Below are 22,366 nucleotides of genomic sequence, written 5' to 3' on the forward strand. Positions count from 1 at the left end.
ATTTCATTGGACTTTGTGTCCGATTTCGGGATACGGTCGCCTGAATGAGCACCACCGACGCCCGATCAGACCTCGCGTACGCGCCCCCGGGCCTCAGCGCGACGACCATGGCGGAGGCCTTCCAGCTGACCGCGGCCGCCCGTCCGGACGACGTCGCCCTGCGCGCGTTCGGGTCCGGCGAGGCGCACACGTGGGCCGAGTACGACGCCGCCGTCCGCCGGCTCGCCGCCGGGCTGCACGCGCTCGGCGTCCGGGCCGGCGACACGGTCGGCATGCTGCTGCAGAACCGGCCGGCGTTCCATCTGGTCGATGCCGCCGCGATGCACCTCGGCGCGATTCCGTTCTCGCTCTACCTGACGTCCTCCGTCGTGCAGCTCGAGTACCTGCTCGGCCACGCGCGGGCTCGTGTCCTCGTCGTCGAGCCGGCGCTCCTGGACCGCGTCCTCGCCGCGGACGCCCCCACGCTCGAGCACGTCGTCGTCGCCGGCGAGCACCCGGGCGAGGGACGGCTCTCGCTGGGCGACGTCGAAGACCTCGGCGCGGCGGACACGACGTTCGACTTCGACGCCGCGTGGCGGGCGATCGCGCCGGACGACATCGCGACGCTGATCTACACATCCGGCACGACCGGGCCGCCCAAGGGCGTCGAGATGACGCACCACAACCTGCTGACCGTGCTCGGGTCCTGCCAGGACCGCGAGCCTTTCCGGGCCGACGGGCGGACGGTGTCCTACCTCCCCCACGCGCACATGGCCGACCGACTGATCGCGCACTACCTGTCGATGTTCACCGGCTGGGAGCTCACGACGGTCGCCGACCCGCGGACCGTGATGGCGGCCGTCGCCGAGGTCCGCCCGACGTGGTTCATGGGCGTCCCGCGCATCTGGGAGAAGCTCCGCGCCGGGCTGCTCGCGTCGCTCGCGGGCAAGGAGCCGGCGCAGCGCGCGGCCTTCGAATCGGCGGTCGAGCTCGGCCTGGAGGTGGTCCGGCTGCAGCAGGCCGGCAAGCCCGTCCCGCCGTCGCTGGCTTCCGAGCACGCGGCTGCGGACGCGACCGTTCTGGCCACCGTCCGCCGCCAGCTCGGCCTGGACCGCCTGGACCTGCTGCTGTCCGGCGCGGCACCGCTGGCCCGCGGCGTGCACGAGTTCTTCCTGGCGCTCGGCCTGCCGCTCGGCGAGGGCTGGGGCATGAGCGAGACCGGTTCGCTCGGGACGGTCCAGCCGCCCGGCGCGATCCGCGTGGGGACGATCGGCCACGTGATGCCGCGTGGCGAGCTGAGGATCTCCGCCGACGGGGAGATCCTCGTCCGCGGCCCGCACGTGATGCCGGGCTACAGGGACGACCCGGAGCGCACCGCCGAGGCGCTCGACGCCGACGGCTGGCTGCACACCGGGGACATCGGGACGATCGACTCAGACGGCTACGTGACGATCGTCGACCGCAAGAAGGAGCTAATCATCAACGCGGCCGGCAAGAACATGTCCCCCGCGAACATCGAGGGCCAGCTGAAGACCGCGTCGCCGCTGATCGGCCAGGCCTGCGTGGTCGGCGACGGGCGGCCGTACAACGTCGCCCTGCTGGTGCTCGACGCCGAGACCGCGGCCGGCCACGACGCGGCGGCGATCCCCGGGCTGGTCGCGGACGCCGTCGCGCGGGCCAACGAGCAGCTCTCCCGGGTCGAGCAGATCAAGCGCTACGCGCTGCTGGACAGCGAGTGGCTCCCTGACGGGGACGAGCTGACGCCGACGATGAAGCTCAAGCGCCGCGCGATCCACGAGAAGCACGCGGCGGCCATCGAGGAGCTGTACGCGCAGGCACGCTAACGACAGCCGGTGATCCCGCCGTCGAGCGGGATCACCGTGCCCGTCAGATAGGCGCCGGCGCGGGAGGCGAGGAACACGACGATGCCCGTCGCGTCCTCGGCCGTCCCGAAGCGCGCCAGCGGCACCTCGGCGGTGGCGGCCGTGAGGAGGGCCGCGTCCTCGACGACGAACTTCGTCATCCGGCTCTCGAACGGCCCCGGGGCGATCGCGTTGACCGTGATGTGCTCGGCGGCGAGCTTGGCCGCCAGATGCCGGGTGAGCGTGTGCACTGCCGCCTTGCTCGCGGCGTAGCTGTAGTTGTCCATCGTCGGGGACCGCAGCCCGTCGATCGAGCCGATGTTGATGACGCGCGCGGGGTCCGGCGCGGTCGCCGCGGCGCGCAGCGCGGGCAGCAGCGCGACGGTCAGGTGGAAGACGCCCTCGACGTTCGTGTGCATCACGCGGTCCCAGCCCGCGTCGGGGAACTCCTCCAGCGGAGCGCCCCAGGTCACGCCGGCGTTGTTGACGAGCAGGTCGAGCCGGCCGCCGACGTGCTCGTGGGTCGCTGCCGCCAGCGCGCGGGCACCGTCGGGAGTCGACACGTCGCCCGCGATCCCGTGGACCTCCCCGTGGGCGGCGAGCTCCTCGACCGCTTTCGCGACCGCGTCCTCCTTGCGCGAGGAGATCGCCACGCGCGCGCCGGCGTCGAGCAGCCCGCGCGCGATCATCAGCCCGATCCCGCGCGTGCCGCCGGTGACGAGGGCGGTCTTGCCGCTGACGTCGAACAGGGCTTGACCCGGCGGCGCTGTGTCCATGCCCAGACACGGTATTGGATCCTGTGTCCGACCTGGGCGCTCGCGGGGGCGGCGGCGGCGGGGTGCGAGTCCCTAGGGCCGGTCGTCCGGACTCTGACCACCGCTGGGGTTGCGGAACCCGGGGTCAGCGTTCCTGGTGGGCGTCGTCCGGACTTTGGCCACCGTGGGGGTGGCGGAACCCGGGTTCAGGTTCGTGCACCCGCGGCGGTGACGGCCTGGCCTGCCGGTAGCCTCAACGGATGACCTCTGAGGACATCGCCGAGCATCGCACCTTCGCCCACGCCAACGGCTGCGCCGCCGCCGTGCTCGAGCAGCCCGCGGGCCAGGCCGCCGGCCCGGCCCTGGTGAAGATCGTCGGCCCCGACCCGATCTGCCTGTCGTTCACGACGGAGCAGGGCCAGCGGGACGCGATCGTCGAGAAGGACGACTGGAAGTGGCTGACCGACCTGGCCGCCGAGCCGGGCGGCGCCAAGACCAACGCCGCGCTGCAGGACCCCGCGGACGGAACGGAGAGCACCGTGCCGATCACCGTCGCCCCGCGGGCCGCCACCGACGAGCAGACGCTGACGATCGGCACCACGGTCCTGCGCCTGCCCGCCGGCGAGTGGAAGCACCTGCTCGCCCACCAGGGCACGTACGCCGACTGACCTCAGGCTCGCGGGCGAGCGCGGTGCACCGCGCTCGCCCGGTCGCCCGGTCGTCCGGTCGTTCGCGTTGCGGGCCGGTGGACCCGCCGCCTCAGCAGGCGCGGCGGCCCACCGCGCGCGTGACGCGCAGCGGTGCCGTGCCCCGCCTGTGTCCCGCGGCGTCGGCGGTCGTGCGCACCGTCCTGCGCCCCGGGAAGCAGACGCGGACGACCGCCCGCCCGCGGGCGTCGGTCCGTGCCTGGTGACGGCCGATCCGGACGCGGGCGCCCGGCACCGCCGGCGTGACCTGGACGCGAACGGTCGTGCGGCGCCCGGCGAGCACCCGCGACGGGCGGACGGCGACCGACAGCACCGCGCAGGGTGTGGCCGGGACCGTGACGTCGGCGGGCAGCACGACCGTCGTGCTGCAGCCACCGGGGAAGGTCAGCGCGGCCGTGGTCCGCGCGCCGGCGACCCTGAGCCGCGAGCCCGACCGGCGAAAGCGCACCACCCCGTCCGGCGGCGGGTCGAAGCGATAGCCGACGTCCCACAGCTGCCCGCGCGTGGCAACGGTCTGGTTGACCCACTCCGCCGGGCGCTCCGCGACCGGCTCGAAGAGGCCCCACCGGACCGCGCCCGCGAGATCGAAGCGGAAGTCGGGCGCGTCGTGGACCCCGGCGTGCGGCGTGTAGGTGACGTCCAGCCCCGCGCTCTGGGCGGCCTCCGCGTAGCTGTCGTTCATCGGCCGCACGATCGCCTCGAACGCGTTGGCGATCGGTCCGTTCGGCTCGTTGCCCGGCTCGTAACCGCGCGCGCTGAGCGTGCCGTCGCCGGTCGCGAGGAAGACCCGCGTGTGCGCGAGGTTGGCCACCAGACGCCGCGGGTTGTGGCCGCGTGAGTACGGGCTGCCCTCGGGCCCGACCACGACCAGCGGGTCGGGGGTGCGGCCGTTCAGCACCCCCATCAGCGACGAGCCGACGAACGGGTAGCGCTCGTAGTCCAGCCAGCCGGAGATCGACGCGACGCTGCCGAAGAACCCGGGCAGGCGGCCCCCCAGGTAGGTCGCGCCCATCCCGCCCATGGAGACGCCGACGACCGCGTGGTACCGGCGCTCGGGCCGGATCGCGTAGCGCCCCCGCACCTGCGGCAGCACCTGGTCGAGGAAGTACGTCTCCCAGGCGGGGGCACCGCGTCGACCGCCGCCCCACCAGTCCGTGTACCAGCCGGCCGACGCTTCGGGCATGACCACGACGGCGTTCAGGTCGGCCAGTACCTCGTCCGCCTTCACGTACTCGACCCACCACTGGTAGTCGCTGCCGCGACCATGGAGCAGCAGCACGAGCGGATAGGCCTTGGCTGGGTCGTAGCCGTTCGGCAGCAGGACGGTGGCCTTCGGCGGACCGGGGTATGCGTAGTCGGTCTGCGCGACCACCTCGCTGCCACGGGCGGGCAGCTCGATGGTCTGGACCCGGCCGGCGTGCGCGGCGGGGGCGGCGACCAGCCCGAGCAGCACCGCTGTGGCCAGCAGCACCCGCCGCATCACGGAGCCACCGTCGGCAGCGCTGCCGGGCAGGCGTGCCGGAGCGTCGTGCGACCGGACACCTTGGCCCGCGAGTAGGCAAAGCGCCTCACCTGGTCGCAGGGCAGCGGCCGGCTCAGTACGACCATCCGCGTCCGGCCGGCCGCGAGGCCGCGTCCGCGAGCGACGGCACCGTCCCAGGCGCTCCAGCGCAGGCGCGTGAGGCGGACGCCGCCGATGTTCATCGTCGTCGGTCTGGTCCGGCCGGCGCGCCCGCTCGCGACCACCAGTCCGGGCGACGTCCCGGCCATGACGGTCCGCGTCGTGCCGGGACAGCCGATGACGGCGTGGTGCCCCGTGCGACCCAGGATCCCCGGCCCCGCTCCGGAGCACTGCGGATCCGCGCTCGCGACGACGCTCGGCGCGGCGATGCACGCGGACCGCGGGTCGCTCCCCGCGTCCGGGCAGCTGTAGAGGAGCTGCCCGCGGAGCTGTCCGCCGCCGGCGACCTGGACGCCCTTGACGGGATCGATCAGCGGCCCGTAGGTCGGGTCGTCGATCGTCCCGATCGGGGTGAACGTCACCGGCGTGTTGCGCGCGATGAGGCTGCGGTCGAAGGCATCGCGGTCCTGCCAGCGCCGGCAGAGCTCGTTCCCGACCGGGATCCCGAACGCGGCCGTCACGATCGCGCACTCCGGGACGCCGTTGATCGGCGAGTTCAGCGTGAAGATGTGCTGGACCGGGGCGATGCCGCCCGGCGCCCGCGTCCGCCACCACCCGCTGGCGACCACGCCGCCGTAGGAGTGCGCGACGATCACCACGCGGGTCGACGGCCACGCCCTCGCGATCGAGGTGATCATCGTGTCGAGCCGGGCGATAGACGTCGCCGGCTCCTGCAGCGTGTCCTGTGCCGTGTAGGCGTTGAACGTGAACTCGCCCGCCTCGTCCACCCGCGAGCCCGCGTAGCTGTAGGGCAGGACGATGGCGCCGGCGTCGGCGAGCCGGCCGACGAGGCAGGCGTCGGAGCCGAGTCCGCCGTCCGGGCGGCACGTGGTCGTCGGGGGCCGCTCGACGGTCTGCAGCCCGGCCCAGGTCCGGTAGCCGTCCTCGATTCCCGCCGGCATCCGCCGCTCGCTCCCGTCGGGCAGCGCGGGGCACCAGTTCGGGACCTGGAGCGGGCGGCTCGAGCCGCTGTTGGGCTCCTTCGACGTGGCCCCGTCGATGACGATCGCGACGAGCGCCGGCTGTCCGCCGCCGACCAGCGGCGCCCCGCACCGCTCACCCGCGGCCCGGGCCGCCGGCGCGACGGTCGCGGCGATGGCCGCGAGCACGCAGCCGAGCGCGAGCACGCAGCCGATCACGCGCGGGACGGTCGTGCCGCCCGCGGGTCCAGCGAGGTCGACGTGCATCAGATGGTTCCTGTCTTCTTGAGGGCACGGCGCAGCGCGCCGGAGGACGAGCGCAGCGCGGGAGCCGCAGCCGCGAGCGCGCCGATGCGGCCGCGGCGGGAGACGACGATCACGGCGCCGCGGCGGGTGGTCCCGACGCGCGTCGTGCGGGCGCCCGGCCCGAGCGCACCCGCGCGGTGCCCGCGGGCCGATGTCGCGACAAGCTGCACGCGACCGTTGCGCACGAGCACGCGCACCGACCCGCCGCCGGCCACGCACCAGCGCAGGACGGCGCCGAGGCGCGCGGTCGGGGTCGGCGCGCGGCGCAGCAGCGCCGCGGGCGTGCTGCCCACGGTGAACGCGCTCAGGCCGGTGCCGCGCAGCCCGGAGCTGCCGAGGCGGCCGGCCTTCGGCAGGCACCCGCCGGTGCCGGGGCGCTTCACCGCGCGCTGCGGCGCCGGCCTCCCGAGGCCGGCGAAGCTCGCCGTCGCGCAGGACGAGCCCGGGTTGTACTGCTTGAAGACGTGGTCGTCGTACTCGGGGCACGGCGCGGAGCCCGCGAAGGGCCACGTCCCGCCGGCGAACTTCGCGACGTAGAAGCCGCCGAGCTCGTTGGTGAACCAGATCTCGCCCCGGTCGGCGCGGACGACCGGCCGCGACCCGGTCCCGAGGAGCCCGGTCAGCGCCGGGTTGATGTAGCCGATCTCGACGGGCCGCCGCGGATCGCGGATGTCCAGGACGCGCATCCCCGCGCCGAACCAGGAGCAGGCCAGGATCGTCGGGTCGTAGAGGCGGTCGGGCTGGCAGTGGTGGACGCTGTACCCCAGGCCGTTGATCGCGCCCTCGTCGCGCACCGCCTGGCAGTTCTGCGGCAGGTGGACCTCGAGCAGCGCGCTCGAGACGAGGACGGGCTTGCGCTCGTCGGCGAGGTCGTAGATGCGCGGGTAGCCGAAGTTCGCCCAGCCGTCCTTCGCGCGGCTGCAGTCGGCCGCGCCCGACCGCTCGCCGTACTGGATCAGGTACGGGTGCCCGTCGTAGGTGACGCGGTAGGCGGCCTGGCACCACTGGTTGTCCTCCAGGCCGATCCGCGAGACGACGCGCGGCCGCTCGACGTCGGTGGTGTCGAGCACGAGCAGCTCGTCGTTCGGCGGCGCCGCCTGCTGGCAGGCGTAGGTGCGCGCGCCGTCCTCGGTCGTCGACCCGCCGTGGCCCGACCCCGGAGCGGAGGGCTCGTCCCACGCCGCGAGCAGGCGCGGCTTCGTGGGGTCGGTCAGGTCGACCGGGAAGACGTTGTTCTGGGCGCGGATGCCGGGGGCGCCGATCCCGGCCATGAAGTACGTCATGCCGTCGGGCGCGAACCACCCCTCGTGTCCCTTGGCGCCGCGCATCTGCGTGCTCGACAGCAGGCGCGGCGAGCGGCAGTTCGAGACGTCGTAGACGTCGAGCGTCGGGACCGTGTTCCCGCTGGACTCGTTGGCCGCGACGAGCAGCTTCCGGGGCGCGTTGACGCGCAGCGACTCCCACGGGTTCATCATGCCCGGGGTCGTCAGCAGTGCCGTCGGCCGGGGGTTCGCCGAGTCCGACACGTCCAGGACCTGCACCCCGCCCACGTAGGCGTACAGCGCGTAGTAGGCGCAGTCCTCGAAGGTGTCCAGCGTGCCGCCCGCGGTGCTGACGTGGCGGCCGACCACCTCCATGTTGCAGCTGTAGCCGCCGGCCAGGCCGCCCAGCCGGGGCACCCGTCCCTGCAGACCCGGCTCCGGGCGGTCCCGCGGCCCGCACGGCAACCGGTCGACCGCCGTCCGCGGGCCGAACTTCGTGCCCTGCGTCCCGTCGCCGAACTGCGCGCCGGCCAGCGGGACGCCGATCATCAGCAGGCAGAGGATCACGACGACGCCGAGCGGCGGACGCGGGACACGGGAGCCCATGGTTCAGGACACCTGGCGCTCGCGGCCGGACCAGAACGGCTCGCGCAGGACGCGCTTGAGCAGCTTGCCGGCGCCGGACTTCGGCAGCGGCTCGTCGTGGAAGTCGATCGACCGCGGCAGCTTGTAGCCGGCGATGCGCTCGCGGAGGTGCGCGACGATCATGTCCTCGTCGATCTGCGCGCCCGGCTTGCCGACGATCGCCGCGTGGACGCGCTCGCCCCAGCGCTCGTCCGGGACGCCGAAGACGGCACACTCGAGCACCGCGTCGTGGCTGGAGATCGCGTTCTCGACCTCGGTCGAGTAGACGTTCTCCCCGCCCGAGATCATCATGTCCTTGACCCGGTCGACGATGAAGAGGTACCCGTCCGCGTCCCGGTAGGCGGCGTCGCCGGTGTGGTACCAGCCCTCCGCGTCCAGGGCGCTCGCCGTCTCCTCCTCGCGCTTCCAGTAGCCGGCCATGATGTTGTCCCCGCGGACCCACACCTCGCCGATCTCACCGTCGCCGCAGCGCTCGCCGCCCGGGCCGAAGACCTGCGCGTCGACGCCGACGATCGGCCGTCCCGCCGACCGCAGCCGGCCCGCGAACGGCTCCTCCCCCGCCGCCCCGCGGCGATGGTCCTCCGGCGAGAGCGACGACACCAGCGGCGAGGCCTCAGTCATCCCGTAGGCCTGGCTGAAGTCCGCGTCCAGCAGGCGCATCGCGGCCGTGAGGACGGCGGTGGGGATCGGCGAACCGCCGTAGACGACCGACCGCAGGCTCGACAGGTCCGTGTCCCCCGCCGCCGGGTGGTTGACCACCATGTTGATCATCGTCGGCACGAGCAGTGCCCGGGTCACCGCTTCCTGCGCGACCGTTGCGAGCCACAGCCCTGGGTCGAAGGACGGGATGACGACGTGCCGCCCGCCGACCCAGGTCAGCGCGAAGACCGACGCGCCGTTGGCCAGGTGGAACATCGGCGCGGCGTGCAGGTAGCTGTCGGCCTCGTCGTAGCGCAGCAGGATCAGCGCGTGCTTGGCGTTGGCGACGAGGTTGCAATGCGTGAGCATCGCGCCCTTGGGCAGCCCCGTCGTCCCGCCCGTGTAGAAGATGCCGGCGACCGCGTCCGGGTCGACCGCTGCGGCCGGCCGGCCGGGCCCGCCGGTCAGCTCGGCGAACGACCGCCAGCCGGCGGGCGCCTCGGTCGCGCCGAGGTGGACGACGTGCTTGATCCCTGGACACAGCTGCTCGAGCTGCTCGCCGATCGCGCGGTGCGCGTCGTCGACGAGCAGGACCTTGGTCGACGAGTCGTTGAGGATGAACTCGAGCTCCGCCGGCGCGAGGCGGACGTTCAGGTCGTTCAGGACCCGGCCGCTGCGGGGGATCGCGAGCCACGCGACGAGGTGCGCCGCGGAGTTGAGGGCGAGCACGCCGACCACGTCCCCGGCCTGGCAGCCGAGGTCGTCGAGGCCGCGGTCGAACGCGCTGACCTTCGCCTCCAGCTCGCGGTAGCTCCAGCGGGTGTCGCCGTCGGCGACCGCCTCGCGTTCGCCGTAGAGCGCCGTCGCGCGGTCCAGTGCCACGGCGAGCGTCTCGTTGCTGCTCATGTCCGTCCTCCCCTTGTCTCTCCGCCGGCTCCGGGCGTTCCGGGCCGATCGACCACGGGTGACGTTCGCAGGCGGGCATGAGCGGGGTCTTGTGCACCGGTCACCCATCTGGGCGGCGCCACCTGTGCACCGTGCCGCACGGCCCCCAGGATCGCCCGCAACGGCACCGAACCGGCTTAGACTGTCCGGGTGAATCCCATGCTCGAGCACGAGGCGTCCATCGGGCGCCTGCGACAGCGCCTCGCCGACGGGCGTGACGTGCTCATCGAGCGGGTGATGGAGGAGCGCCTGACGGTCACGGGGTACGCGACGCTCGACCCCGACCAGGTGGACGACCTGCGCCAGAGCGTGGGGATGATCGCCGACACGTTCGTGCGGCTGCTGGCCGCAGGCGGCGAGGTCACCCACGACGACGTGGCCTTCCTGCGTGCGCACGTCCGCCGCCGGGTCATCGGCGGCGTCTCCCAGGAGAACATCCTCACGGGCCTGCGGATGGTGCAGCGGACGCTGTGGGAAGGGGTCGTCGAATTCAGCCGCGAGGACGAGCACGGGCACGCCGCCGCGCTCGAGCTCGCCCGGCCGCTGCTCGACTACCTGGACGCGATGAGCATCGTCTGCGCCGAGGCCTTCAACGACATCGCCAGCGCCCTCGCCTCGAGCGGGAGCATCGTCCGCTCGGAGCTGCTCGACGAGCTGCTCGCGGGGCGGGAGCCCGCGCCCGGCCCGGCGCTCAACGCGATGCGGGCCTGCGGGCTGGACCGGGGCTCGCTCGTCGTCGTGATCGCCCGGTCGCTGGACCCGCTGACGGACGAGGCCGTGCTGCCGCTCGTCGTCACCCGGCTCGCCCGCGCGGCCGGCGACGCGCTCGAGCCGCTCGGGGTCATCCGGGACGATCAGGCGATCGTCGTCCGCGCCACCCCGCCGGAGGACGCCCGCCGCTTCGCGGAGGCGATCGGCGCGGCGTGCGACAAGCTCGCCGGCGACGGGACGCGCCTCGCCGTCGGGATCAGTGCGGTGCACGGCGGGGTCCGCGTCGTGGCCGACGCCTACCAGGAGGCGAGCGTCGCGCTGGAGCACGCACCGGCGGACGGCGGCGTGGTGGCGCTGCCGCTGATGGAGCCGCTCGACTACGTGATCCTCCGCGCCAGCGACGAGACCGCATGGCGCATGGTGCCGCCGCGGATCCGCAGCTTCCTCGAGGACGACGCCGAGGCCGACCTCCTCACCGGCGCGCTGCTCGCCTTCGTCCAGTGCGACATGAACGTGAAGCTCGCGGCGGAACGGCTGTGCGTGCACACCAACACCGCGCATTACCGGCTGGGCAAGCTCCAGGACCGGACGGGGTGCCACGTCCGCCGGCTCGAGGACCTCTCGCAGCTGATCGTCGCGATCCGCATCCACCAGGCGCTCGCCGCGCGCGGGGCCTGAGGCGCGTCACAACCCGTAGGTCCGGCCGATCAGCTCGCGCTGGATCTCGCTCGTGCCGCCGTAGATGGTCGACGCCAGGGACGTCTGCACGTGCCCGACCATGTCGTACTCCGAGGCGTAGCCGTAGCCGCCCATCATCTGCATGCCCTCGAGGGCGACGCGCCGGGCCGTCTCGGTCACCTTGAGCTTGGCCATGGACGCCTCGCGCGGGAGCAGCCTGTCGGGCTCGGCCTCGGCCTGGCGCAGCACGCCGGCGACGAGCATGCGACAGCACTCGATCTCGGTCGCGAGGTCGGCGACGCGGTGCTTGAGCGCCTGGAAGCTGCCGATGGACTTCCCGAACTGCCGGCGCTCGCGGACGTAGGCGAGCGTGTCCTCGAAGGCACGGCGGGCGTGCCCGAGGAACATCGCCGCGATCAGCAGGCGCTCGACGTTCAGCCCGGCCATCAGCTGCGGCCAGGCCTCGCCGACGCGACCGACAACCCGGTCGTCGGCGACGAACACGTCGGTCAGGAAGACGTCGTTGACCTCGCGGCCGCCCATTGTCTCGATCCCCCTGATCTCGAGGCCCGCGGCGGTGACCGGGACGCTCAGCATCGTCAGGCCCTCGTGCTTGGACCCGTCCGTCGACGTCCGTGCGACGACGAGGATCCGGGCGGCGATGTGGGCGTTGGAGATCCACGTCTTCTGCCCGTTCAGGACGAAGCCCCCGGGGACCGCGACGGCGCGGCAGCGCAGCGACCCGACGTCCGAGCCGGCATCGGGCTCGGACATCGCGATCGACTCGACCGAGCCGCCCGCGACGGCGCCGAGGATCTCGGCCTTGAGCGCCTCGGACCCGAACTTGCCGACCGTCGAGGCGACGATCTGCGTGGTCGTCAGGCCGAACACGGGCAGCCGGCCGTACGCCGCCTCCTCCGCGAGCAGGCACATGTCCGTGAGCGTCCCGCCGCTGCCGCCGTAGCGCTCGTCGATGCCGACGCCGACGAACCCCAGCTCGGCGAGCTTCGCGTAGACGGCCGCGTTGTGCGTCTCCAAGCCGCCGTCGGTGAGCGTGTCCCGCTGCTCGCGGGTACCGCACTCGCGGCGGGCGAAGTCCCGCAGGACGTCGGTGAGCGCGCGTCGCTCGTCGGTCAGTTCCAAGGTCTGGTGCATGGTCCTTGCCTTCGGTCGGGTGGGAACGGCCTGCGCCGGGCGCCCAGGGGCGCCCGGCTGTGCCGGCTCTCAGCTCTCGGGGATCTCCAGCCCGTCGGCGGCCTTGCTGCCGTGCGCAGGCTCGAGCGGCTTCAGGAAGCCCTCGACGCCCGGGTCGATCTGCGTGATGAGGCTCTTCGTCGACGGCGGGCCGCCCTCGGGGGTGAACGTCGGGTTGGACGTCAGCCCGTCGAGGTCGACCTCACCGAGGTTCTCCTTGGCGGTCAGCAGGCCCGCGCGGCTCAGGTCGCCGGCCGCGATGGCCTTGCGCAGCAGCTCGGCCTGCACCTTGCCCTGAGCGTAGGCGACGGTGTAGTAGATGCTCGGCGGCTGGTCCGGGGTGTACTTGTCGTGCGCGGCGATCATGTCGGCCATGCCGTCGACGTCCTTCGCGCCCCACGGCGCCGCGAACGAGGTCACGAGGGCGCCCTTCAGCGCGGCGGCCACGGGGGTGGCCTTGGCGCCCGAGCTGCCGTCCTTCGTGATCAGCTGCTCGAGGAACGCGGGCCCCTGCAGGAGCCACTGCGGCGTGAAGCCCAGCGACGCGGCGGTGCCGACGATCGGCCCGGTCGCGGACGGCGTGGTGACGAGCACGACGCCCTCGGCCCCGGCGGACTTGAGCTTCTGCACCTGGCCGGTGAAGTCCGTGTCGCCCGTCTTGTAGGAGAGCTGCCCGACGTCCTCGAAGCCGAGCGACTCCTGCGCCGCGTCGTAGCCGCGCCGGCCGTCGGCGCCGTACTCGTCGTTGGCGTAGATGAGGCCGATCTTCGGCTTCTTCGAGACACTCGCGACGTAGTAGTCCAGGAGGTTCGCGAGGTCGTAGCTGTACGGCGTGCCGATCGGGGCCATCTGCGGGTCGGCGCCCCAGATGGAGTCGAACGACGCGGGGAACGTCACGAGCTTGTCCCGGTCGATCTGCGCCTGGATCGCCTTGGTCGTCGGGCTGCCGAGCGAGTTGAGGATCGCGATCTCCTTGCTCACCGCGGTGTACTGCTGGACGTGCTGCTGCGGCTGGTAGCCGCTGTCCTTCGTGGTGAGCTTGATCTTCCAGCCGTCGATGCCGCCGCTCGCGTTGAGCTGCTTGAAGTACGCGCGGCGGCCGGCGGACAGCGGCTCGCCGAGGACCGCGACGGGGCCCGACAGCGCGGAGATGTCCCCGATCCGGATCGTCTTGGCGGCGACGTCGATACCGGGGCCGCCCTTGATCCCGCCGCTCGCGGGTGCGCTCCCGCCGCCGCTGTCGGCGGTGGTGGCGTCGCCGGTGCCGCACGCGGCCAACGACAGGGTCGCGACGAGAACGGCCGCGGTGGACAACGACTTCGAACTGCTCATGTGAGTGCCTCCTCAGGCAGGTGTGGTGATACCGGTGACGTGCGGGTGCGGTTCTTGACCAGCGTGCGGGCGCGTGCGCCGAGGCCGACGAGTCCACGGGGCTCCGCGACCAGGAAGGCGACGATCAACAGGCCGTAGACGATCGTGCTGAGCGTCCCGACCGAGACACCGCCGGTGCCCTCCTCGGGCAGGAACGGCAGGCTCTTCAGCAGCGACGGGAGCGCGAAGATCACGATCGATCCGAGCAGCGGGCCTGCCGTCGTGCCGAGCCCGCCGATGATGATCGCCGCGATGTACTGGATGCTCAGCAGCAGGCTCCACTGCTCGGGCTGGGCGAAGCTCAGGAAGGACCCGTACAGGGCGCCGCTGACGCCCGCCAGCGCGGCGGAGATGACGAACGCGGCGACCTTCGTGCGTCCCACGTCGACCCCCATCACGAGGGCTGCGGCCTCGCGTTCGCGGACCGCGATCATCGCGCGGCCCCCGCGTGAGCCGCGCAGGCTGTACGCGAAGAGCGTCGCGCCCGCCAGCAGCAGGAGCGCGAGGTAGTAGTACAGGCCGGTCGAGTCGATCGTGACCGAGCCGACGACGAGCTGCTTGCCCGGTGAGAAGTCGAACCCGCCGAGCTGCACCGCCGGGAACGTCCGCCCCTGCGGGCCGCCGGTCAGCCCGTCTGCGTTGGCCCAGACGTGCTGGCCGATGAAGACGACGCCGAGCGTGATGATCGCCAGGTACAGGCCCTTGACGCGCAGCGCCATCGGCCCGACGATCGCGCCGAAGACCGCCGCGATCAGCCCCGCGGCCGGGATCCAGATCAGCGCGCTGAGGTCCTTGTCCTGCCCGAGCTTCGCGCCCGTGTAGGCGCCGACCGCGAGGAAGAACGCGTGGCCGAGCGAGATCTGACCGCAGTAGCCGGTCAGGACGTTCAGCCCGGTGGCGGCGATCGCGCCGATGACCACGAACGTCGCCGTCGTCAGGGTCGAGCCGCTCAGCATGAACGGCAGGACCACCGCGAGCGTGACCAGGCCGGCGAGCAGCGCGAGGCGCCGCGAGTCGAAGGCACGCATCACAGACGCTCCGCCGGCGCGCGGCCCAGCAGGCCGTAGGGCCTCACGAGCAGCACCGCGATCATCACGATGTACGGGGCGACCGCGTAGAAGTTCGCGCCCGTCCAGTCGGGTGCGTAGCCGGAGGTCATCACCTCGACGATCCCGATCACGACCCCGCCGATCACCGCGCCGACCGGGGACGTGAGCCCGCCGAGGACGATCGCGGGGAACGCGCGGAGGGCGGCGTCGCCGAGCGTGGGCTGCGGCGCTCCCGGGAACCCGGCCAGGAACAGGCCGCCGAGCGTCGCCAGCGCGCCCGCCAGCCCCCAGGTGATGGCGTGCATCCGGCGCACCGGGACGCCGACCGACAGCGTGGCCTCCTCGTCACCGGCGATCGCGCGGATCGCGAGCCCCGACCGCGTGTAGCGATCGAAGGCGAAGTAGCCCGCCACCGCCACCGCCGTCACGACGATGCCCCAGAGCTTGACCCAGCCGATGGTCACGCCACCGACCTGGAAGGACGAGGATCCCCACGGGTCGCCGAGCAGACGCTGCTCGGGCCCCCAGATCGCCTCGACACCCGCGACCAGGGCGATGCCGGCGCCGATGGTGATCATCGCGATCACGAAGGGCGGTTGGCCCGTGACGCGCCGCAGCACGACCGCCTGGAACCCGGCTCCGCCGAGGGTCAGGAGCGACGCGGCCACGAGAACCGCGACGAGGAACGGCACGCCGACGTCGACGGCGAGCCAGCTGATGAGGTAGGCGCCGACCAGGAGCATCGCGCCCTGCGCGAAGTTCAGGACGTTGCTGGCGCGGAAGATGACCACGAACCCGAGGCCGATCAGCGCGTACGTGCAGCCCAGGGAGAAGCCCTGGAACGCGAGCTGCAGGAACTCGGTCATGCCGCCTGCAGCTCCTCTCCGAGATACGCGCGGATCACGCGCGGGTCTGCCTGCACCTCGGACGGGGTCCCCGTCACGATCGGCACGCCGAAATCGAGCACCATCACGCGCTCGGCCACACTCATCACCATCCCCATGTCGTGTTCCACGAGCAGCAGCGTCAGCTCCCGCTCGCGGTGGATGCGGCGCACGAGCTCCGTCATGTCCGCGCGTTCGCTGCTGCTCATCCCGGCGACCGGCTCGTCCAGCAACATCACGGCCGGCTCCATCGCCAGGCAGCGCGCGAGCTCGACCCGCTTCTGATGGCCGTACGGCAGGAGCTGCACCTCCGTCCCGGCGAGGTCGGCGATCGAGAGGTACTCCAGCGCCTCGAGGGCAGCATGTCGATGCCCCTGTTCCTCGGCGCGGCCGAGCCCGAGCCCGCACCGCAGCATCCCCGCGCGCATCAGGTGGTGGCGCCCGATCAGGACGTTCTCCAGCACCGTCAGCGTCGGGAACAGGCCCAGGTTCTGGAAGCTGCGTGCGAGCCCCTTGCCGGCCAGCTGCTGCGGGCGGAGCTTCAGGAAGTCCTCCCCGAGGAAGCGCACGGTCCCGCTGTCGGGCTGGTAGACGCGGGACAGCGCGTTGAAGAGCGAGCTCTTGCCGGCGCCGTTGGGCCCGATGACCGCGAACAGCTCGCCGCGGGCGACGTCGCAGGACACGCCCTCGAACGCGGTGACCGCGCCGAAGCGGAGGGTCAGGTCGCGGACCGAGATGGCCGGTTCGCGGGTCATAGCTGCGCCACCGCCTCGTGGCCGCTCTCGGTGCCGAGGTAGGAGGCGCGGACCGCGTCGTCCAGCAGCAGCTCGCGGCTCGGGCCGCTGGCCCGCAGGCGGCCGCTCTCGAGCAGGTAGGCGTCCTCGGTCGCGTGCAGTGCGAGCGTCGTGGACTGGTCGGCCAGGAGGATCGACGTCCCGGCGGCGCGAATGGCCCCGAGCCGCTCGGCGATCTCGGCCACGACGATCGGCGCGAGGCCGAGCGAGGGCTCGTCCAGCAGCAGCAGTCGCGGCTGCGCCATCAGCGCGCGGGCGATCGCGAGCATCTGCTGCTCGCCGCCGCTCATCAGGCCGGCGCGCTGGTCCAGCCGCTCGCGCAGACGCGGGAACAGGTCCAGGCACTCGTCGCGGACGACGGACTCGCGTGAGCGCTGCCCGGCGGCGAAGGCCCCCAGGTGCAGGTTCTCGGCGACCGTCAGGTCCGCGAAGACGCGCCGGCCCTCGAGGGCCTGGGCGATTCCGCCGGCCACGATCTTCGCGGCGTCGGTGCGGACGATCGAGCGCCCTTCGAACAGCACGTCGCCGGCGACGACCGTCCCGCGGTGGTAGCCGAGCAGCCCGCCGATGGCGCGCAGCAGTGTCGTCTTGCCGGCGCCGTTGGCCCCGAGCAGCGCGACGGCACCGCCGCTCGGCACCTCCAGCGATACGTCCTCCAACGCCAGGACGACACCGCCGTAGCGGATCGTCAGGCCTCTCACCTCGAGCATCGAACCCTCCTCCAGACGCCGGGGAATCGGCGTGGGATGACTGTGCCTGGCGGGGTGCCCGTGTCGCGCGTGACCGGCGAACGAACTTCCGCGCGGGAACCTGTTCGCCGTCACCAGGGGTGGGTAGAGCCATGTCGAGAAGCGCCGGCCGGCTCCGCTCTACGAGGAGACGGGCCGCGGGCCGCGCGACCCACGACACGAGGAGCCAACGATGAGCACAGCCAAGCCCGACATCGTCACCCCCGAGCAGTGGCGCACCGCGCGCGAGGCGCTGCTGAAGAAGGAGAAGGCGCACACCCGTGCGCGCGACGCGATGGCCGCCGAGCGCCGCCGGATGCCGATGACGCGCGTCGAGAAGGACTATCGCTTCACCGCTCCCGGTGGCGGGGACGCGACGCTCCTGGACCTCTTCGACGGCAGCCGCCAGCTCGTCGTCTACCGGTTCTTCATGGACCCCGGCATGGACGTGTACCCGGAGCGCGGCTGTCCCGGATGCTCGATGTACTCAGACCAGCTGAGCAACCTGCTCCACCTGCGCGAGCGCGGCACGCGGTACGTCGCCGTCAGCCGCGGCGAGCAGGAGCACCTGCAGCGCTACCGCGAGCACATGGGCTGGGAGTTCCCCTGGTACACGCTGCGCGACGACTTCGACGCCGACCACGACGTCGCCGAGTGGCACGGCACGAACGTCTTCCTGCGCGACGGGGACGACGTGTACCGCACCTACTTCATCGACGCGCGCGGCGACGAGGCGCTCGGGTCGACGTGGAACTTCCTGGACATCACGCCGTTCGGCCGCCAGGAGGAGTGGGAGGACTCGCCGCAGGGCTGGCCGCAGACGCCGCCGTACACGTGGGGCGGCTGGCACGACAAGTACGAGCACACGATCTGACGCAGGCGGTCAGGCGCCGACGCGGGTGAGCGACTCGGCGATCCCCAGCATCTGGCCGTTGGTCAGCCCCTGGCGGAGGGTGTTGGAGACCCAGTAGACCGCCTTGTCCGTCTTCCACGCGACCAGCCGCAGGTGCGACCCCGCGCGGAACAGCTGGTAGGTCCGTCCGTTCAGGCGTCGCGTCTCGTCCGGGTTCTCGAGGATCGGCGGGGACTTCCACGTCGTGCCCTGCACGCCGTAGAACTCGCCGTTGCCGGGCGCCTCGGCCACCACCCGGTACGCCTGGAAGGTGTGTTTCCTGTCCTGGTCGCGGATGCGATAGGCGCGGGCGTCCTGTTCGGCGTACGTCGCGCCCCTCGCGATGAGCCTGGGGTAGTAGACCGGGAACGCGAGCGGGCGCTTCGGGTCGGTCGCGACGCGGACGCCGATGTCCTCGGCGAGCGTCTTCGACTCGATCAGCCCGGCGCGCGGCAGCGGTGCGTTGCGCTTCTTCGCGGGCTTCCTGCCGCTGCCGGACCTCGACGGAGCCGGCGGCGGCTTCGCGTTCATGAACCGGTCGTGGAGGCGGTCCAGGGAGCGCGCGCTGATCGCGAGGTCCGAGCTGCCGGGGATGTCGGTCACCGGGCCGAACGGGATCTCCTGCACCGGCTTGCTCGCCGACCGTGCCGTGAGCGTCAGCAGCCGCAGCAGCGCCGACGGGTCCTGGATGTCCGTCTCGGTGTACGCGCCAACCAGGTCCAGGAGCTCCTTGCGGTCGCTGACCAGCCGGCCGATGCCGACCTGGTCCTTCGCCGACCGCAGGAAGTCCTGCTGGCGAGCCGCGCGCACGAGGTCCGAGTCGGCGTGGCGGAAGCGGACGTACGCCAGCGCGTCCTCGCCGCAGAGCCGCTGGTAGCCCGCGTTCACGTCGATCTCGGAGTACTGGTCCTTCGGGGGGACGCCGAGGTTCGAGTGGTAGTAGTCGCGGTCGACGTCGGCAAAGACGCAGCCCAGGCGATCCACCGCCCGGCTGAAGCCGCCGAAGTTCACGTTCACGATGTGGCTGATCGGGATGTCCAGCAGCCGGCGGACCGTGTCGGCGGCAAGGATCGGCCCGCCGTTCTCGTAAGCCTGGTTGATCTTGCCGCGTGCGAAGCCCGGGATGTCGACGCGCAGGTCGCGGGGGACGTTCATGACCGCCGTCGCATCCTTCGACGGGTCCAGCCGGATCAGCAGCATCGTGTCCGAGCGGGCCGGGACCTGGTTCTGCTTGTCGACGAAGCGCCGGTCGGAGCCGAGGACGAGGATCGTCTGGGGGCCGCCGGGGTCGACGTCCTCCAGGACGTCCTTGGCCTCCGGTCCCCCCGCCTGCTGCGGCAGGGGCCGGAGCTTCTCGACGTCGTCCCTGAGCTCCTCCACGACCACCGCGACGAATATCGCCCCGGCGCTGACCATCACGAGCAGCGCGCCGAGCAGCATCTTCACGATGCCGGCGCGGCCGGGTCGCAGGGGGCCGGCGTCAGCCTGCGTGCTCATCGCAGACCAGAGCGCTTCCGGCGGGGACGGGGCCTGTGAGCAAGCTTCAGCATCAGGACAGGGCGAACCAGGGTGCACCACCCGCCCTGGTGCGCCCGCGTCCTAGCCTAGGACACCGGGCGCGGCGGTCTCAGTGCGAACGCGGGTGGGCCGACCGCGTGTCGGCAACGCGGGCGGGCTGCCGGGGGGCGCCGCGGCGCGTCAGCCGACCTCGCTCGCCGCCACGATCGTGCGCTCCCGGGCCGTCGAGCAGCCCCAGGCCCGCGCACCGCTCATGACCCGCTGCGGGACGCAGCGCCAGCGGTTGCCGCGGTAGGTGACGGTGCGCGTGCGGGCGGCCGCGCCGGGGCTCGCCCGCCAGTAGGCCGTCAGCACGCCGCGGGCGGTCTTGCACGCCGCGGAGCCCTTGGTGACGGTGACCGCGACGCGGGCGTCCGTGTAGGGACGGCGGAGCTCACCGCAGTCGCGGCCGATGCCGATCGCGGCCTGGCCGGTCCCGGTCCCGGCACCAGCGCACAGCAGGACGAGCGTGGTCGCGACGGCGACGAGGGGGGCGCGCATGGCCGGTCCGTACCCTCGCGGCCGCACCCGGTAACCGGGCGCGCACGACGGGTCTAGGCGGCCGGCGCGAGGGCGGCTGCGAGCATCCGTGCCGTGACGTCGATCATCGCGTCGCGGTCGCTGCCGGCGGGCCGCTGCAGCGCGATCCGCAGGCAGCCCGTGGCGACGAAGCCCATCGACACGAAGACGAGGTCGTCGAGCTGCGCGGGCGTGAGGTCGGGCCGGTGACGCGCGGGGATCACGCGGGCGAGGGCGAAGAGCGTCTGCTCGACCCCGCGCGAGAGGTCGCTGTCGAAGCCGCGGTCGGCGAACGCCCGCAGCACGTCGGCATGGCGCTCGAAGGTCGACGTGAGCGCCTCCGCGATGTGCCGCATCGCGGGATCCAGCTCGAGGCCGAGCGCGGTCCCGACCGCCGACGCCAGGTCGTTGTAGACGTCCCGGATGGCGGCGTCGAGCAACTCGCCGAGCAGGTCCTCCCGGTCGTTGAAGTAGCGGTACACCGTCCCGATGGAGACGTGGGCCGCGTCGGCGACGGCGCTGGTGGTCAGCGCGTCCGGACCGCCGCGCAGAAGCTGAAGCCCGGTGTCGAGCAGGCGCCGGCGCATCGCGTGGGCGCGGGTCTGCTGCGGCTGGGAGCGGGGTGCGGCCAAGGTCGGAGAAGTGAGTTGAACGTGAGCGATCCTCATGTTCTCATACATCCCGTGCTCGACTCGCTCACCGACCGGACCGTCCCCACCGCGCTGCCCCAGGTCGATGTCGTGCTCGCCCGCCACGGCGCCCGCGGGCAGCGGTGGCTCGACGCCATGTGGCAGGGCGACCCGCTCGCCGACCGGGTCGTGGACGACGGCGCCCTGGACGTCCGCCGCGCGCTCGCCCACGGCATCGACGCGGTCGGCGCGCCCTCCGCGGCGCTGGTCGACCTGTTCGCGGCGCTCGACACGCCGCCGCGGTGGCTCGACCGCGACCGCTGCGACCGCGCGGCGCGCCACCTCGCGCGGCAGGCGAGCCAGTACGGCATCGTGCTCGGTGCGGCGTCGCTGCTGTCCGGTGCGCAGAGCTCGATCGCCGGCAAGCCGCTGACGTTCACCGGGCGCTACGCGAGCAACGCCGCCGTCCGCTCGATCGAGGTCGGCTCGTGGCTGGGCGGCGTGATGACCCCGGGCGGCATGCAGCGCGACGCGCCGGGGTTCGCGCAGACCGTTCGCGTGCGGCTGATCCACGCCCATGTCCGCGCACACCTGTCGCGCGATCCGGACTGGGACGCGGCGGCCTGGGGGCTGCCGATCTGCCAGCCGTACATGAGCTTCACGCTCGCGGAGTTCTGCTCGATCGCGCTGCGCGCCATGCGCCGGCTGGGGGTGCGGTACACGGACGACGAGCTCGTCGACATCCACCACCTGTGGCGCTACACCGGCCACGTGGTCGGCGTCGCGCCCGACCACCTGCCCGTCACCCCCGAGGACTACGCGCGCATCGAGGACCTCTACGCCCTGACCGCAGACGGGCCGGACGACGGCGACCGCACGTTCGTCGCGGCGCTCACCGACTTCCAGGCCGCCGAAGCCGCCCGCTTCGTCCCCCGGCCGCTGGCGCGACCGCTGATCCATGGGCTGCAGCGCGCGTTCGTCGGGGACGCGATCGCCGACGACCTGGCGGTCCCCGACACGCCGTGGAAGCACGCGCCGCGCCTGCTCGGACCGCTGACCGCGCTCGGCTACGCGGCGCACGACGGCCTGATCCCCGGTGGCCGGGCGCGACGGACGGGGCGGGCGCTGCGCCGGCAGCCGGTCGAGCTCGCGCGCCTGCGCCGGACGTACGCCGTCGACCACGAACTGGTCGACGACGTCGCCTGACCTGTCCTGTGCCGGTGCCGTGTCGGCCGCCGGCGACCCGAGTCCCGCCGCCGAGGGGTTCGCATGCGGCCGGGGTCGGGCGTGACTCCGCAGGCCCGGGGTAGCGTTCGCCCATGAGCACCGACCCTGACCGCGACCCGGCGAACCCCACCCCCGAGGAGCTGCGCGAGACCGCGGCCAGCGAAGGCCTGATGGCCACCGAGGAGGAGACCGACCCGGCGTTCGTCGACGACCGCGACCCGGCCGATGTCCCTGAGCCCGACGTGGCGTGAGACGCACCGCCTGACCACCCGGACCGGACGTGCGGGAATCCGCGTGACGCATCCCAGACAGCTCCTGATCGCGCGGCTCGCCGCCCCGGTCATCAAGCCGCCCGCGCGCGCCCTGACCCTCCCCCGCCGCACGACCGCGACGAAGTACTGCGGGACGCTGCGCCGCGCGGGCCGGCGGCTG

Annotated in this window: 20 protein-coding genes; 6 read left to right on the forward strand and 14 right to left on the reverse strand. The window is 72.9% G+C overall.

The genetic code is table 11. The annotated features are described in order from the left end of the window. Positions 1-44: 44 nt before the first annotated feature. Positions 45-1,823 carry an AMP-binding protein gene (locus tag DSM112329_RS18455; protein WP_354698022.1) on the forward strand — a complete coding sequence of 593 codons (1,779 nt, stop codon included), beginning with the start codon at positions 45-47 and terminating at the stop codon, positions 1,821-1,823. Here the strand turns inward: DSM112329_RS18455 and DSM112329_RS18460 are convergent. Then, positions 1,820-2,617, reverse strand: a complete 798-nt coding sequence (locus tag DSM112329_RS18460) for an SDR family oxidoreductase (RefSeq protein ID WP_354698023.1) — start codon at positions 2,615-2,617, stop codon at positions 1,820-1,822. The genes DSM112329_RS18455 and DSM112329_RS18460 overlap by 4 nt on opposite strands. Before the next feature lie 239 nt (positions 2,618-2,856). Between DSM112329_RS18460 and DSM112329_RS18465 the strand changes: the two genes are divergently transcribed. Beyond that, positions 2,857-3,264, forward strand: coding sequence for a hypothetical protein (locus DSM112329_RS18465; RefSeq protein WP_354698024.1), 408 nt, complete (start codon positions 2,857-2,859; stop codon positions 3,262-3,264). A gap of 91 nt (positions 3,265-3,355) precedes the next feature. Here the strand turns inward: DSM112329_RS18465 and DSM112329_RS18470 are convergent, their stop codons facing one another. The 4 genes from DSM112329_RS18470 to DSM112329_RS18485 are packed head-to-tail and all read right to left on the reverse strand — an operon-like array spanning position 3,356 to position 9,662. After that, on the reverse strand, positions 3,356-4,783 hold the full coding sequence (locus DSM112329_RS18470; protein WP_354698025.1) for an alpha/beta hydrolase-fold protein: 1,428 nt from the start codon (positions 4,781-4,783) through the stop codon (positions 3,356-3,358). Then, positions 4,783-6,171: a hypothetical protein gene (locus DSM112329_RS18475; protein WP_354698026.1), complete on the reverse strand. Its 1,389-nt coding sequence runs from the start codon at positions 6,169-6,171 to the stop codon at positions 4,783-4,785. The genes DSM112329_RS18470 and DSM112329_RS18475 overlap by 1 nt, the downstream gene beginning before the upstream one ends. Next, positions 6,171-8,078, reverse strand: a complete 1,908-nt coding sequence (locus tag DSM112329_RS18480; protein ID WP_354698027.1) for a hypothetical protein — start codon at positions 8,076-8,078, stop codon at positions 6,171-6,173. The genes DSM112329_RS18475 and DSM112329_RS18480 overlap by 1 nt, the downstream gene beginning before the upstream one ends. Positions 8,079-8,081: 3 nt before the next feature. After that, positions 8,082-9,662 carry a long-chain-fatty-acid--CoA ligase gene (locus DSM112329_RS18485; RefSeq protein ID WP_354698028.1) on the reverse strand — a complete coding sequence of 527 codons (1,581 nt, stop codon included), beginning with the start codon at positions 9,660-9,662 and terminating at the stop codon, positions 8,082-8,084. Positions 9,663-9,860: 198 nt separating this feature from the next. On the opposite strand from DSM112329_RS18485, the gene DSM112329_RS18490 reads away from it, so the two are divergent. Further along, on the forward strand, positions 9,861-11,090 hold the full coding sequence (locus tag DSM112329_RS18490; RefSeq protein WP_354702497.1) for a helix-turn-helix domain-containing protein: 1,230 nt from the start codon (positions 9,861-9,863) through the stop codon (positions 11,088-11,090). A gap of 6 nt (positions 11,091-11,096) precedes the next feature. Here the strand turns inward: DSM112329_RS18490 and DSM112329_RS18495 are convergent, their stop codons facing one another. The 6 genes from DSM112329_RS18495 to DSM112329_RS18520 all read right to left on the reverse strand — a co-directional run bounded on the left by DSM112329_RS18495 (position 11,097) and on the right by DSM112329_RS18520 (position 17,092). Next, positions 11,097-12,245: an acyl-CoA dehydrogenase family protein gene (locus DSM112329_RS18495; RefSeq protein WP_354698029.1), complete on the reverse strand. Its 1,149-nt coding sequence runs from the start codon at positions 12,243-12,245 to the stop codon at positions 11,097-11,099. A gap of 69 nt (positions 12,246-12,314) precedes the next feature. Continuing rightward, positions 12,315-13,616, reverse strand: a complete 1,302-nt coding sequence (locus DSM112329_RS18500) for an ABC transporter substrate-binding protein (RefSeq protein WP_354698030.1) — start codon at positions 13,614-13,616, stop codon at positions 12,315-12,317. Beyond that, positions 13,613-14,683, reverse strand: coding sequence for a branched-chain amino acid ABC transporter permease (locus tag DSM112329_RS18505; RefSeq protein ID WP_354698031.1), 1,071 nt, complete (start codon positions 14,681-14,683; stop codon positions 13,613-13,615). Before DSM112329_RS18505 ends, DSM112329_RS18500 begins: the two co-directional genes overlap by 4 nt. Beyond that, positions 14,683-15,570: a branched-chain amino acid ABC transporter permease gene (locus DSM112329_RS18510; RefSeq protein WP_354698032.1), complete on the reverse strand. Its 888-nt coding sequence runs from the start codon at positions 15,568-15,570 to the stop codon at positions 14,683-14,685. The genes DSM112329_RS18505 and DSM112329_RS18510 overlap by 1 nt, the downstream gene beginning before the upstream one ends. Beyond that, the gene (locus tag DSM112329_RS18515) at positions 15,567-16,343 is read right to left on the reverse strand and encodes an ABC transporter ATP-binding protein (RefSeq protein WP_354698033.1); all 777 of its coding nucleotides are present in this window, start codon (positions 16,341-16,343) and stop codon (positions 15,567-15,569) included. Before DSM112329_RS18515 ends, DSM112329_RS18510 begins: the two co-directional genes overlap by 4 nt. Next, entirely contained in the window at positions 16,340-17,092 is a 753-nt protein-coding gene (locus DSM112329_RS18520; RefSeq protein WP_354698034.1) for an ABC transporter ATP-binding protein, read from the reverse strand. The genes DSM112329_RS18515 and DSM112329_RS18520 overlap by 4 nt, the downstream gene beginning before the upstream one ends. Before the next feature lie 211 nt (positions 17,093-17,303). Between DSM112329_RS18520 and DSM112329_RS18525 the strand changes: the two genes are divergently transcribed. Next, a complete protein-coding gene (locus DSM112329_RS18525) occupies positions 17,304-17,984 on the forward strand; it encodes a DUF899 domain-containing protein (RefSeq protein ID WP_354698035.1) in 681 nt (226 codons plus the stop codon). Between the two features lie 9 nt (positions 17,985-17,993). Here the strand turns inward: DSM112329_RS18525 and DSM112329_RS18530 are convergent, their stop codons facing one another. The 3 genes from DSM112329_RS18530 to DSM112329_RS18540 all read right to left on the reverse strand — a co-directional run bounded on the left by DSM112329_RS18530 (position 17,994) and on the right by DSM112329_RS18540 (position 20,710). Next, positions 17,994-19,499 carry an LCP family protein gene (locus DSM112329_RS18530; RefSeq protein WP_354698036.1) on the reverse strand — a complete coding sequence of 502 codons (1,506 nt, stop codon included), beginning with the start codon at positions 19,497-19,499 and terminating at the stop codon, positions 17,994-17,996. 201 nt (positions 19,500-19,700) lie between these two features. Beyond that, positions 19,701-20,060, reverse strand: a complete 360-nt coding sequence (locus DSM112329_RS18535; protein WP_354698037.1) for a hypothetical protein — start codon at positions 20,058-20,060, stop codon at positions 19,701-19,703. A gap of 53 nt (positions 20,061-20,113) precedes the next feature. Next, entirely contained in the window at positions 20,114-20,710 is a 597-nt protein-coding gene (locus tag DSM112329_RS18540; protein ID WP_354698038.1) for a helix-turn-helix domain-containing protein, read from the reverse strand. Between the two features lie 51 nt (positions 20,711-20,761). On the opposite strand from DSM112329_RS18540, the gene DSM112329_RS18545 reads away from it, so the two are divergent. Continuing rightward, positions 20,762-21,913, forward strand: a complete 1,152-nt coding sequence (locus tag DSM112329_RS18545) for an oxygenase MpaB family protein (RefSeq protein WP_354698039.1) — start codon at positions 20,762-20,764, stop codon at positions 21,911-21,913. Positions 21,914-22,026: 113 nt separating this feature from the next. Beyond that, positions 22,027-22,185, forward strand: a complete 159-nt coding sequence (locus DSM112329_RS18550; protein WP_354698040.1) for a hypothetical protein — start codon at positions 22,027-22,029, stop codon at positions 22,183-22,185. Positions 22,186-22,366: the final 181 nt, after the last annotated feature.

Origin of the sequence: Paraconexibacter sp. AEG42_29 (assembly GCF_040581415.1) — a bacterium.
Classification (GTDB): Bacteria; Actinomycetota; Thermoleophilia; order Solirubrobacterales; family Solirubrobacteraceae; genus Paraconexibacter.